Annotated in this window: 12 protein-coding genes; all 12 read right to left on the bottom strand. The window is 43.5% G+C overall.

Translation table 11 applies throughout. The features are described 5' to 3' along the window. Positions 1 to 69 precede the first annotated feature (69 nt). Positions 70 to 795 (bottom strand): GntR family transcriptional regulator, encoded by a 726-nt coding sequence (locus tag FOF60_RS09050; RefSeq protein ID WP_192473241.1) that lies wholly within the window; start codon positions 793 to 795, stop codon positions 70 to 72. Between the two features lie 306 nt (positions 796 to 1101). After that, positions 1102 to 3435 (bottom strand): DNA translocase FtsK, encoded by a 2334-nt coding sequence (locus tag FOF60_RS09045; protein ID WP_192473240.1) that lies wholly within the window; start codon positions 3433 to 3435, stop codon positions 1102 to 1104. 229 nt (positions 3436 to 3664) lie between these two features. Next, positions 3665 to 3877 carry a YlzJ-like family protein gene (locus FOF60_RS09040; protein WP_192473239.1) on the bottom strand — a complete coding sequence of 71 codons (213 nt, stop codon included), beginning with the start codon at positions 3875 to 3877 and terminating at the stop codon, positions 3665 to 3667. Next, a complete protein-coding gene (locus tag FOF60_RS09035; protein ID WP_225650411.1) occupies positions 3874 to 4626 on the bottom strand; it encodes a ClpP family protease in 753 nt (250 codons plus the stop codon). The genes FOF60_RS09040 and FOF60_RS09035 overlap by 4 nt, the downstream gene beginning before the upstream one ends. A gap of 138 nt (positions 4627 to 4764) precedes the next feature. Continuing rightward, positions 4765 to 6429 (bottom strand): ribonuclease J, encoded by a 1665-nt coding sequence (locus tag FOF60_RS09030; protein ID WP_192473269.1) that lies wholly within the window; start codon positions 6427 to 6429, stop codon positions 4765 to 4767. A gap of 182 nt (positions 6430 to 6611) precedes the next feature. Next, entirely contained in the window at positions 6612 to 7478 is an 867-nt protein-coding gene (gene dapA, locus FOF60_RS09025) for a 4-hydroxy-tetrahydrodipicolinate synthase (protein ID WP_192473238.1), read from the bottom strand. A gap of 58 nt (positions 7479 to 7536) precedes the next feature. Then, complete coding sequence (dapG, locus tag FOF60_RS09020) at positions 7537 to 8781, bottom strand: aspartate kinase (RefSeq protein WP_192473237.1); 1245 nt, start codon at positions 8779 to 8781, stop codon at positions 7537 to 7539. Positions 8782 to 8822: 41 nt separating this feature from the next. Next, positions 8823 to 9872, bottom strand: coding sequence for an aspartate-semialdehyde dehydrogenase (gene asd / locus FOF60_RS09015; RefSeq protein WP_192473236.1), 1050 nt, complete (start codon positions 9870 to 9872; stop codon positions 8823 to 8825). Between the two features lie 248 nt (positions 9873 to 10120). Beyond that, positions 10121 to 10717, bottom strand: a complete 597-nt coding sequence (locus tag FOF60_RS09010; RefSeq protein ID WP_192473235.1) for a dipicolinate synthase subunit B — start codon at positions 10715 to 10717, stop codon at positions 10121 to 10123. Further along, complete coding sequence (dpaA, locus tag FOF60_RS09005) at positions 10714 to 11616, bottom strand: dipicolinic acid synthetase subunit A (RefSeq protein WP_192473268.1); 903 nt, start codon at positions 11614 to 11616, stop codon at positions 10714 to 10716. The genes FOF60_RS09010 and dpaA overlap by 4 nt, the downstream gene beginning before the upstream one ends. A gap of 227 nt (positions 11617 to 11843) precedes the next feature. Beyond that, on the bottom strand, positions 11844 to 12089 hold the full coding sequence (locus FOF60_RS09000) for a YlmC/YmxH family sporulation protein (RefSeq protein ID WP_192473234.1): 246 nt from the start codon (positions 12087 to 12089) through the stop codon (positions 11844 to 11846). Between the two features lie 462 nt (positions 12090 to 12551). Next, positions 12552 to 13784 (bottom strand): M16 family metallopeptidase, encoded by a 1233-nt coding sequence (locus tag FOF60_RS08995; RefSeq protein WP_192470378.1) that lies wholly within the window; start codon positions 13782 to 13784, stop codon positions 12552 to 12554. Positions 13785 to 13797 lie beyond the last annotated feature (13 nt).

Here is a 13797-nt window from a genome sequence, read left to right as displayed (position 1 = left end):
TTGTTTGTGATTTCGCAGGAATGTTCTGAAAAACCAATCAGTTAGCGTTTTCATTTCCTTAAAAAAAATTTAAATTCTTCTTCTAAGGACATGAAAACTGAACTTGTCGGCTTTAAAGTAATTGACCGAATAAAGAATCGGAACGTCGTTCTCGTCGAAATGCATCTGCTTCAAAACAAGCAATGCAGTTTCCGGCGCGCATTCGAGGATGGGTGAAATCTTCTCATGATAGCCAATTGGCTCGATTTGAGCTACCGCATATGTCACCTTCCGGTTCGATTTAATCTCAAGAAGATGAAGCAATGATTCATCTTCAAAAGAAGAATCTTCCGGCAGGATACTTGAAGGAATCTTGTCCAAACAATAGACAACAGGCTCCCCATTTGCAGTTCTGACCCTTTCGACGAGTGTGATTTCATCATCAAGCGAGCATGAGAAACGACGAATATCTTCTTCGGTTGGCCCAGTAGTCGTTGAGTTTAAAAAGATTGTACCAGGCTTCATCCCTGCCTGCTCAATCATCCCAGTCACGCTGTTAAGCTGTTCGATACCTGACTCAAACAATGGTTTGGCGTTCACAAAGGTCCCTACACCATGCCTGCGAACAATGACATTTTCTTCTTCAAGTATTCGCAATGCTTCTCTTAGTGTAGCTCTGCTGACTCCAAGCTGTTTGGCAAGATCGAATTCAGAAGGCAATTTTTCTCTTTCTTTATATATACCTTTTTGAATATCTTGCTTTAGGTGATCGATTACTTGTAAATACAGGTGCCGGTTATCTGACTTGATCGACATGAGGCGTTCCTCCAACCTTTGCTCAAGACATCAGACATCTGATGTATAGCATTCCTACTAATCGAAAATACTATAACACTTTTTTAGAGATAAATAAATAGTGTTTCATCATTTTGTCGAAAAAAGCTAGAATAACCAAAATTGTCACTTTTTCCGGGACGAAAAACCTATATTTTTGGTATAATAATATTTTGTAAGCGGTTTTAATAGTATGACACTATTATTTTCTGTATAGGAGTTATTTCCTACATAAACACAAAAGCCGGGTGTGCTCACCCGACTTTTGTCTTTTGTAATCGTATAAAGTTATGCCTCTTCGGACTTAGCCACCAGGACGGTCCGCGGCTTGCTTCCTTCATAGGGCCCAACTACACCTCGCAGCTCCATTTCATCAATCAGTCTTGCTGCACGAGAGTACCCAATCCTGAACCTTCGCTGCAGCATAGATACAGAAGCTGTCTGCATTTCAACCACAAGGTCTACTGCATCACCGTACAAATCATCCTCAACCTCTGACGTGTTCTCAGGTATATCTTCAGGAATCATTTCCTCCTGATACTGCGCCTTCTGTTGGCCAATCACGTAGTTGACAACTTCTTCAACCTCTTCATCCGAGAGGAAAGCTCCCTGCACCCTGACAGGTTTGGATGCCCCTACAGGCAGGAACAGCATGTCACCTCTTCCGAGCAGCTTCTCAGCACCGCCCATATCCAGAATCGTTCTTGAGTCTGTCATTGAAGACACTGCAAATGCTATTCTTGAAGGAATATTCGCTTTGATTACCCCTGTTATAACATCAACTGACGGCCTTTGCGTAGCTATGATGAGATGAATCCCCGCAGCACGGGCCATTTGTGCAAGACGTGTAATCGAATCTTCAACATCAGATGATGCCACCATCATCAAGTCCGCAAGCTCGTCCACAATTACGACAATGAATGGAAGTAAAGGCTGGTTCGCATCTTCTTCGTTATTGTATTTCTTAATATATTCATTGTAGCCCTCTATGTTCCTTGTTCCAGTGTGCGAGAAAAGCTCATAGCGCCTTTCCATTTCACTGACCACTTTTTTGAGTGCCTGGGATGCTTTCTTCGCATCTGTCACAACAGGAGCCAGCAAATGTGGCACCCCATTATAAACATTCAGCTCTACCATTTTCGGATCGATCATCATCAATTTAACTTCGTGAGGCTTTGCTTTCATCAGAATACTCGTGATAATCCCGTTAATACATACACTTTTCCCGCTTCCGGTAGCACCGGCAACCAAAAGGTGAGGCATTTTATTTAATTCTGCCAGCACTGCCTCCCCGGTAATATCGCGCCCTAAACCAATTTGAAGTTTTGACCCAGGTTTGTTGTGCTGTTTGGAATCAATAACTTCCCGTAAAGAAACCATTGCCACCTCGGAATTAGGCACTTCGATTCCAATGGCTGACTTTCCGGGTATAGGGGCTTCGATCCTGATATCCTTCGCAGCCAGAGCTAATGCCAAATCATCGTTCAGACTTACAATTCTGCTGACCTTGACACCGACATCTGGGTGGACTTCATACTTTGTAACAGCAGGTCCTAGGTGAACCTGAGTTACCCTTGCCTTTACACCAAAGCTGTGGAATGTACGTTCAAGCTTGGCCGCATTGGCATGGATCATTTCATATTCTCCGCTCTGGTCGGTTTTATTCGGCAGCTTCAATATATCAATCGGCGGAAGCTCGTATGAGGTATTCTCTACCTCAGTAAAAGTAATAGGTTGTGTCAATTCTTCACCAGCATCACCTGTGTCCTGTGCGGTTTTAGCCTTCTTCTCCGCCTCCTGCGGCTGTGCTTCAGGGGTGTTTGCATAGGCTCGCTCCGCAAAGCTGGATATGATTGGCTCCGGGGCCGGCCCCTCGGTAAGTTCAATAGTTTTTTCAACTGGTGCTTCCTTAGGAACTGCCTGGCTGTTCTCTTTTTCAGCTTGCTTCGCCTGCATTTTTTCCATCTTTTTATACTGGTGATTTTCTTTCCATTGCTTCACGTCTTCAATGAATGAAATCCATTGGTCTTTGATAAAACTGCCGATAGGTGTAAGTATTTTTCCGGCAACTTCACTAAAGGTTTTCCCAGTAACGAGTATCGCGCCTATGATGATTAACAGAAACGCAATCAATTGGGAGCCAGCTGCATCAAACAGAAAATAAAACAAAGCAAACATCACAGCCCCAATCATCCCGCCTCCAAGGTCTGTTGTGCTTGTCTCACCTTTAGCCTCCATGACATATAAATCAAATGTATTTTTAATGACACTTGGATCCTCAAACTTGCCTCCATTCGATAATAGTTCGAATAACGTCACATGGCTTAATAACAAGATTGCACTGAGAATCAGATATGTACCAATCAATTTGGTGTGGAAAATAAAGGGCAGGCTTCGTTTCCACATGATATAAATACTGAACACGACCAGCCCGACCAGGCTGAGCATATACCATTCTCCGAAGAAAAAGCGGAAAAACATCACGACCGCCCTTCCAACAGCACCCAAATCCGCCATCGCTATGATGGCCAATGCGAGCAATGCTAACCCGGCAAGTTCATATTGAACTGTTGTTTTCAAAATATTCTTTTTTCTCGATTGCCGTCTTTTCCTTTTGGCCATTTTATCACCTGAATATTTATAGCTTCACTACCAGCATAAACAATGAGTCCAGTCTTCAAACTATAGTAAGAAGAAAAGCAGCCCTATCGGCTGCCAATGCTGAGTGTATCCATATTATATCATATTTGCCAGCTGAAACGGCACAATCGTTTTTTTATCCTTGCCAATAGATATCTGATCAGATTACATTTCGCCTGCCGGTGAAAAACTGTCCCAAAACAAGACTTAACTATGATAGTGAAATTGTTGTACCAGGTAAGCAGGAAGGTTCCATGTAATGGTTCGGGTCGGTGCTCATTACCCTGACTACCCGATACTCGTGATTTTCTGTCAATTCAGCCATGATCGGGATTCCGTTATAGCTCATCATTACTTGGTTTACGGCTGCGTCTTCACTTGGAGGAAATACCTGTTCATGCGGCATCATAGTGTAAAGGATCATTGTACAATCACTTCAGACTTTTGTTTATTCAAATCAATTAATTCATTTAACTTTTTCATCGCCTGCCCTATGCCGCCAACTTCATGGATGAGACCAGTCTCTACTGCATCATGGCCGACTACGTTCGTTCCGATATCTCTCGTCAGGTTACCCTTTGCAAACATCAGCTCTTTAAATGTTTCTTCGGGGATATTGGAATGCTTTGTAACAAAGTTAACGACTCTTTCCTGCATTTTATCGAGATATTCAAAAGTTTGTGGTACGCCAATAACGAGTCCTGTCAACCTGATTGGATGAATTGTCATAGTTGCAGTCTCCGCAATGAACGAATAATCACAGGAAACGGCAATTGGCACGCCTATTGAATGGCCGCCACCCAGTACAATAGATACTGTTGGCTTGGAAAGTGATGCCAGCATCTCCGATATCGCCAGCCCAGCTTCTACATCCCCGCCAACTGTATTCAAGATAACAAGCAAGCCTTCAATATTCTGGTTTTGTTCAATTGCGACAATTTGTGGAATTAAATGTTCATATTTCGTCGTTTTATTATGAGGCGGAAGCTGCATATGTCCTTCGATTTGGCCAACAATCGTCAAACAATGGATCTTCGAATCCTGAGACAGCTGGGGTACATTCGTTTGGCCAAGCTGCTGTATTTTCTCAAGAAGGCCAGATGGTTTGTTTTCCTTATCCCCTTGCTGTCCTTCCTGGTTTTCTGAACTGAATTTATTCATATCAATATCCATCCTTTTATGCTCCCTTCAGGCATGATAATTTTAGTATGAACATCATAAGCAATTTCATTCCAGACCAGAGAATGACATCAGGTTTTTGCAAGAGAGGGTAAAACAAAAAGCACTGGCATGAGCCAGTACTTTTTGTGATTATTTAACCTCCATTATGATCGGCATGATCATTGGGCGGCGTTTTGTTTTTTCATATAAATATTGGTTCAAGGAATCACGGATGTCCTGTTTTAGACTATTCCAATCAAATGACTCTTTATCAGCATTTTTCTCTACGATTTCTTTTACAAGCGAATAAGATTCCGTCATCAGCTTTTCTGATTCACGGACATAGACGAAACCGCGCGAAATAATTTCTGGACCGGCTGCAATCTTTCTGTTTGCTTTATTCAGTGTAACAACTACAATTAAAACGCCGTCCTGCGAAAGCAGCCTTCGGTCTCGGAGAACAATATTGCCTACATCTCCGACTCCGATTCCGTCAATCAATATATTCCCTGCCGGAACCCTCTCTGTGGACTTCAGTTTCCCGCCAGAAATTTCAATGACGTCACCACGGTCAGGAATGAGTATATTCTCCTCTGCAATCCCGCATGATTGTGCCAGCTTTTTGTGTGCCTTCAGCATTTTGTATTCGCCATGTACAGGAATGAAGAACTTCGGGTTCATCAGATTGATCATAAATTTCAATTCTTCCTGACTTCCATGGCTTGAAACATGAACACTTTTTTTGCCAGACATAACCTTCGCACCGGCACGGTAAAGCATATCCATCGTCTTATAAATAAATACTTCACTCCCCCTCAGTGGAGAAGCAGCAAACAGGACTGTGTCTCCAGCCTGGATATTCACCTGTGGATGCACTTGTTTAGCCATCTTCTGCAAAGCTTCAATCGGCTCGCCCTGGCTTCCCGTGGTTAAAATAACTACCTGATCATCTTCGTAATCCTTTAAATCATTTACCGATATAATTAAGTCCTCTTCCACCTGTAAATATCCGAGTTCTAATGCTATATCATATACGCGTTTCAGGCTTTTTCCTGCTACCGCTACTTTGCGGCCATTTGACGACGCACTGTCAAAGAGATGCTGGATCCTATTTAGGTCAGAGGCAAAGCAAGCAGCGATGATTCTGCCCTGTGCATTATAAAAAACATTGTATAGTTCAGCAACGACTGTTGATTCAGATGGCGTATATCCTGGCCTTTCAGCCTCTGTACTGTCTGAAAGCAAGCAAAGAACGCCTTTTTCACCTATCGCTGCCATCTTGCCGACTTCAGGTTTGTACAGTGGTCCAGCAGCCTGATCGAACTTAAAATCCCCTGTATGTACGATTGCACCTTCTGAAGTATGAATGCTTACGCCGACTGAACCAGGAATACTATGGTTGGTTTTGAAAAAGGAAATAGAAACTCTGTCGAAATCCAATACTGTATCCGAGTTAATTTCACGGAAATCTGCAGATCCGGAAAAATCTTGTTCTTTCATCTTCTCCTTCGCCAGGGCAATTGTCAGCTCTGTTCCATATACCGGTGCATCGATTTTTTGTAAAACATAAGTTAACGCCCCAATATGATCTTCATGACCGTGTGTCAGGAAAATTGCTTTTACCTTGTCGCTATTCGAAGTCAAATAAGTAAAATCAGGAACGACAATATCAATCCCCAGCATCTCATCCTCAGGAAACATCAATCCTGCGTCAACCACAAAAATATCACCGTCTACTTCGGTGATGTACATATTCTTGCCGATTTCCCCAACTCCGCCAAGTGGGATGATTTTAATACTTTCGTTTTTCGTAATCAATTCCCTGCTCCTCCTATGTTGTTAGCTCCCGAACGTAATCAGTTAAAATCATTATACTTTATGACTGAAAATCTTTACAACAATATTCATTCGTGCCATGAGTTTGCAGCGGGCAATGCAACGACTTGGCTTTACTCCATATAAAATAAGGCCAACCCCCAAGAGGCTGGCCTTTGCTTCTATTCAAATAATTTCGCTACTGCTGTTCTTTCTTGTTCTGTTAATGGTACCATTGGCAAACGAACGGAACCAACATCAAGCCCTTTTAGCTGTAATGCTGTTTTTACAGGTGCCGGACTTGGTGCAGCGAAGAGTCCTTGCATGATTGGGAGCAGGCGCTGATGCAATTTTGCTGCGTCCGCATTTCTTCCGCTGAAGAAAGCATCGACCATTGCTTGCATCTCATTTCCAATCACATGGGAAGCTACAGATACAATTCCAGTACCCCCGATGGCAAGGACAGGGAGAGTCAATCCGTCATCCCCACTGTATAAAAGGAAATCGTCCGGTGTATTTGCAATGATCTTAGTCATGGCATTCAGGTCGCCGCTGGCTTCCTTTACTGCTACAATATTCGGGATTTCAGCCAATTTGATCACTGTTTCAGGCAGGATGTTGACTACTGACCTTCCTGGAATATTATAAACCATAACAGGGAGGGATGTGGCCGCAGCTGCAGCTTTAAAGTGCTGGTATAATCCTTCCTGGTTCGGCTTATTGTAGTATGGTGCTACGATCATAATTGCGTCTACACCAATCTCTTCGGCTTTTTTTGTCAGTTCGATGGTCGCATATGTGTTATTGCTGCCTGTTCCAGCAATTACAGGAACCCTCTTGTCTACAACCTTCACGACATGCTGGAATAATGCGATTTTCTCTTCTTTAGACAGAGTCGGGGATTCGCCAGTTGTCCCTGCAACAACAAGCGAATCTGTTCCGTTATCAATCAAATGGTTTACTAGCTGGGTTGTTTTAGCGAAATCAATGTGACCTTTATGATCAAATGGGGTCACCATTGCTGTGGATACTCTTCCGAATTGAACCATTCCTGTTCACTCCTCTTCTGAAAGGCTTCCAGCAGCCGAGGCTGGGAAGCAAAATCTTTTATATATCTTGACGCTCGAAATCAACTGTTTCCTCTTCGAGCTGAAAGGCGTCATGCAATGCATTTACTGCCTTTCCTAAATCCTCTTGCTTTACTAATACCCAAATGGTTGTATGGCTGTCAGCAGACTGAAGGATGCGAATACCTCTTTCAGATAAAGCTGTAACGATTTTCGAAGTTACCCCTGGGACTCCTGCCATTCCCGCTCCGACAACGGAGACCTTTGCACAATGTTTCTCGATTTGCGGCGTATGTCCAAGTCCTTCCAATACCTTTACCGCCCGGTCAGTCATTTCGTCCAAGACTGTGTAGACCACTCCATTAGGAGAAATATTGATAAAATCAACGCTTATATTTTCATTGGCCATCGCCTTGAAAACTTCAGATTGCAGATTGTATTGGTCTTTTTTAGCAAATACTTTGATTTGGCTTACATTTGAAACATGCGCAATTCCTGTCACAGGCCGTTCCTTGATGTCAGTCCCTTTATTCTCACGATTTAGGGCAGTAACCAGCGTGCCGAGACCTTCCGAATACGTGGACCTGATTCGAATCGGAACTTTTGCCTGCATGGCAATTTCTACAGCACGAGGGTGGATTACCTTTGCGCCCTGGTAAGCCATATTACAAACTTCAGTATAAGTAACCACGGAAAGAGGCCTTGCGTTTTCTGCAATCCTTGGATCAGCTGTCATGATTCCCTCGACATCGGTAAAGATGTCAATCCATTCAGCGTTTAACGCTGCACCAAGCGCTGCAGCCGATGTATCACTGCCACCCCTGCCGATTGTTGTCACGTCTCCATTTTTTGCTGCGCCCTGGAAGCCAGCCACAACGACAACGTCGACCTGATCAAGTTCCCTCAACAGCCTGTCGCATTTCATATCAAGGATTCTCGCGTTCGTATGCTCGCTATTTGTCCTGAATCCTGCCTGTGCACCAGTAAGGGCCGTCGCACTTATGCCGTTCTCAAGCAGCATATTGGTAAAAACGATACTGGAAATCGTTTCTCCGCATGACAGCAGGAGATCATGCTCGCGCTTGCTGATTTTGCTGTCACTTCCTCCCAGCAGACTGAGGAGGGTGTCAGTTGCGTACGGATCTCCCTTCCTTCCCATCGCAGAGACTACCACCACCGCTTTATACCCATCATCGATCGCCTTTTTAATATGGCCCATCGCCTGGCTGCGGCTTTGTTCGTCCCGGACAGATGTACCGCCAAATTTTTGAACGATTATTTTCATCGTAACACCTCAGTAATTCTGTCATTAATACAATTATGCTTCTACTTTACCAATCCAAGCTTCACAAGACTTTCAGCAATCTGGACCGAGTTCCATGCAGCACCTTTTAACAGGTTGTCAGAAACGACCCACATGTGGAAGCCCTTATCATTGTCCAAGTCCTTCCTGATTCTGCCGACAAATACATCATTTTTGCCAACACAGAATGCAGGCATTGGATACAGCTGCTGATCAGGATCATCCTGCAGGACAACTCCTGGTGCATCCGCCAGAAGTTCTTTTACTACTGCTGTGGAAACACCGTCCTGGCCAATTTCAATATATACTGACTCTGAATGACCAGTTCCAACCGGGAGACGTACGCATGTTGCGGCAACCTGCAGTTCAGGCATATGCATGATTTTTTTCGTTTCATTGATCATTTTCATTTCTTCGTACGTGAATCCGTTATCTACGAATGTATCGATTTGCGGAATAGCGTTGAACGCAATTTGGTAGTGCTTTTCCGCTGACTTAACTGGGAGAATCTTTGGTTCGTATTCTTCACCATTCAGGATTGCCTGAGTCTGTTCCTCAAGCTCCTCGACTGCTGCTGCCCCTGCACCTGATACTGCCTGGTACGTGGATACGATAATCTTATCGAGGCCGAACTTCTTACGTAATGGCTCCAATGCTACAACCATCTGGATCGTAGAGCAGTTCGGATTAGCGATAATACCATTGTGAGAATGTAAATCTTCCTCATTCACTTCAGGCACGACAAGCGGAGTGTTCTCATCCATACGAAATGCACTTGTGTTATCAACAACGATTGCACCGCGTTTGACTGCTTCCGGTGCCAGCTCTTTTGAGACACTTCCTCCAGCGCTGAACAGGGCGATATCCACACCTTCAAAGCTCTCTGGCTTGGCTTCCTGAACTGTTATCTCTTTTCCTTTATATTGAACCTTTGTACCAGCTGACCTTGATGATGACAGCAATAATAGCTCTGAAACAGGGAAGTCCCTGCTTTCCAGCGTCTGGATCATCTGCTGACCTACTGCTCCTGTTGCTCCCACTACTGCTATACGGTAACCTTTTCTCTCTGACATTGCTGTTTCCCCTTCCACTACCATTATCGTTTTTATATCCCCGCATTTTTTGCTGAGGTTGTTTAAACCATAAGTAAAACGGCGGTCCAATAGAAATAACCGCCTAGTATATTATCCTATATTTTATCATAATCAATCATTAAGAAAAGAAACATTTTGCTTCACTGCCGGAGAAAAGCGTTTCCAGTTGAAATTAGTGCATTCAGAGCAGAATTTTTGCCCATTGTCTTCTGTGTTAACTTACAGAATTAATTATCCTTATAACGCTCGACCAGCACTGGCTGGAGCTGCTTGCCATTCATCGCCTCCATGATTGTCTCGGAAAGCATCCCCATTCTTGCGACCATAGAATTTGGCTTTTTGACCGGATCATCCTGGCCAAAAGGAATCATATAAATGTTCTTGGTTGCCATTAATCTCATAAGATTAACGCCATTTAACCCCAAAGCATCGTTCGTCGAGATGCCAAGAACAACTGGCTTCTGGTTTCTCAAAGTTGCTTTAGCAGCCATCAAGACTGGTGAATCTGTCATTGCATTCGCAAACTTGCTCATGGAATTGCCTGTCAGCGGGGCGATGACCATACAATCAAGTGGTATTTTGGGACCCAGGGGTTCGGCCTTCACAATTGAGTCTATCACATTGTTCCCTGTAAGTTCCTCAATCCGCTGTACCCAATCTTCTCCCTTGCCAAAACGTGTTTCTGTATTTTTAACAGTGAATGTGACAACCGGTAAAACTTCAGCTCCTGCATTCACTAACTTTTCAATTTCAGGAAACACAGCATCATACGTACAATGCGAGCCTGTTAATCCAAATCCAATCTTTTTCCCTTTTAAACTCATGCTTCTTTCTCCTTTCGGTTATTAAAGTCTTCCATAAGCAGCTGAGAAAGAACGTTCGCCAATATTTGGCCTGCAGTTTTCGGGGCAACGATTCCCGGCAATCCTGGTGCAAGCAACGCTTTGATTCCGCGCTTTTCCGCATAGCGAAAATCCGTTCCACCTGGTTTGGATGCAAGGTCAATAATCAGGGTATGAGCTGGCATCCTCGAAATGACAGAGGCTGTAACGATTTGATGAGGAACCGTATTGATACAAATATCGGTATCTGAAACTTCTTTGCCTATTTCAGATAAAAGGAATGGTTCTAGACCCATTTCCGTAATCCTTGCGATGTGCTCACTTTTCCTCGCTCCGACCTTCACCTTAGCACCAAGGGCATGGAAGGTCCTCGCCACACTCATACCAACTCTGCCCAACCCCAGAACGGTTACCTTGGAGCCGTGGATAGTGAAATCTGTATGTTGGATCGCCATCATGATCGTTCCTTCGACAGTCGGGATTGAGTTGTATATTGCTACATCATCACGAGCGAACAGCTGTATAAGTTTCCTGTTAGCCTGCTTTGTAATACCAGTCAAATATGAGTTGCTGATGCCTGAATAAACTGTGCAATGTTCTGGTGTCTTTTCAAGCATTTCTTTGATGAGGACTACTTTTTCATTTGAGAAAATCGTTTCGACCTGACCCTCCAGACTTGTTCCTGGCACAGGCAGGATCAAAGCGTCCTGGACGGAAAAATCAACTTCATCTATCTTTTCTTTTGAGGCACCTGTAAAAGCATGGTCCAACTGCTCGAAGCCTATTAAAGAAAGCTTTGCATCAAGCTCTGTCAGCTTGCGAATAATCTCCAGCTGTCTCGCATCACCGCCGATAACTGCGATTTGCATTCCTGTCAGCATGAGAACAATCACCTTCTTTTCCATTAATCCTGGAATATATATTTCATTCAAATTGAACTACTTCAACATCATATGTATCAAACTTGTAATAGGTGAGTTTTCCATAAAAGAAATGCGCCGGACCTATGGCCGGCGCAGAAAGCTATTTTATAAGTGTAGAGTTTTTTATGTTGAAAAACCTAAGGAATTAATCTGGCAAAAAAATAAAGCCGGCTCTGTGCCCGCTTTTACGCTTCATCATCTGGTATGTCAATGATAATCATGTCGGTACCTATTTTCTTTATATGCTTCCATGGAACCCGAACTTCTCCGGATTGCTTGCGGAGACCGAACCATTTTAAAGATGGAATGATCAAAGCTTCTATTTGTCCAGAACGTTCATTAATTTCCAAATCAGTCTGTCCGAGCACGCCTAATCTTTCTGCCCTCTTTGCATCGACGATTTCTTTACCGCCAAGTTCACTTAATTTCATGTTGGCCCCCCCTGTCACTTTGTCCTTACTCTATATGTATCAATCCAGGAGGTTTTTTAGAATACATATCCTTGAAAAAAAGGGGAATTGTTTGACACTATCACTGGTTATTTTGACAGCTTTCATCTGCAGAGACCAAACCTGTCATAATTCCCTCGTTTTCTTGACAGCTCTTCATGTACAGAGGCCAAACCTGTCACTATTCCTTCGTTTTCTTGACAGCTTTTCATGTGCAGAGGCCAAACCTGTCACTATTCCTTCGTTTTCTTGACAGCTTTCATCCAGCAGAGACCAAACCTGTCACGATTCCTTCGTTTTCTTGACAGCTTTCATCCAGCAGAGACCAAACCTGTCACGAACCTGCGCCTCTTTCTGCTTTCCTGGGGCTGTAATTGAAGTGGCGAAAGGTTCCTTTAAATAAAAACAGCAGTTTCACATGGAAACTGCTGTTTTTGGAAGATATTATAAATTTGGCAGTTCGCCATTTGGACTGATCAAGGAAACAGAATATTTGTCTGTGAAAATCTTATTGGCCATTCCATCGACGCTATCCTTAGTTACCTGATCGATTTGTTCGACGATTTCATCAAGGGAGCGATGTCTTCCAAGCAGAAGTTCATTTTTTCCGTTCCTGCTCATACGGCTGTTTGTGCTTTCAAGGCTCAACATCAGGCTGCCTTTAAGCTGTTCTTTACTGTTGTTGAGTTCTTTTTCCGTAATGCCTTCTGCTCGCAGCTTCGCAAGAGTGTCCTGAATTGTTTCATATAGAACGTTCAGCTGATTTGCGCCAGTCCCGCCATAAATGGTCACCATACCGCTATCCTGGTAAGCTGAGTGATAGGAAAACACAGAGTAAGCAAGTCCGCGCTGTTCACGTACTTCCTGGAACAGTCTGCTGCTCATGCTGCCCCCTAGTACATTGTTCAAGACGATCAAGCTATAGACGTCAGAGTGTCCGATCTGCAATCCTTCGAAACCCAGGCAAAGGTGTGCTTGTTCAGTTTCTTTTTTACGGGAAGCATGTGTTGCATGGAATTCGGGTTTCGCATTATCCATCTTTTCCTTGCTTGCTTCATATGAGCCAAAGAAATCTTCTGCGTTTTTTATGAAAGATTCCGGAACATTCCCGGCAATGGATATAACTACATTTTCCGGTCTGTAAGTATCATGCATATACTGCTCCAGCTTTTCTCCTGTAAAACTTTGAAGTGTTTCCTCCGTTCCAAGGATAGGATACGCAAGCGGATGGTCGCCGTAAACTGCCTGGCTAAGCAAATCGTGGACGATATCATCAGGAGTATCTTCGTACATCTTGATTTCTTCGTTCACAACGTTCTTCTCTTTATTCAATTCCTCAGAATCAAAGGTAGAATTAAAGAACATATCAGCTAAAACTTCTAACGCGTATGGGGCATGATTATCTAATACCTTCGCGTAATAACATGTATATTCCTTGGAAGTGAATGCATTCACCTGACCGCCAATGCTGTCAAAGGACTCCGCGATTTCTCTGGCGGTCCTTGTCTTGGTGCCTTTAAAGAACATATGCTCAAGAAAATGGGAAATCCCATTGTTCTCTGGGTTTTCATTACGGGAGCCTGTTCCGATCCATACTCCGATTGCCACCGAACGGACAGTTGGAATTTGTTCTAGTACAATTCTTACACCGTTTTGGCATGTATATTTCTTTATCATTATATTCCTCCTC

Origin of the sequence: Mesobacillus jeotgali (assembly GCF_014856545.2) — a bacterium.
Lineage (GTDB): Bacteria > Bacillota > Bacilli > Bacillales > Cytobacillaceae > Mesobacillus.
This window is presented reverse-complemented; position numbering and strand designations above follow the sequence as displayed.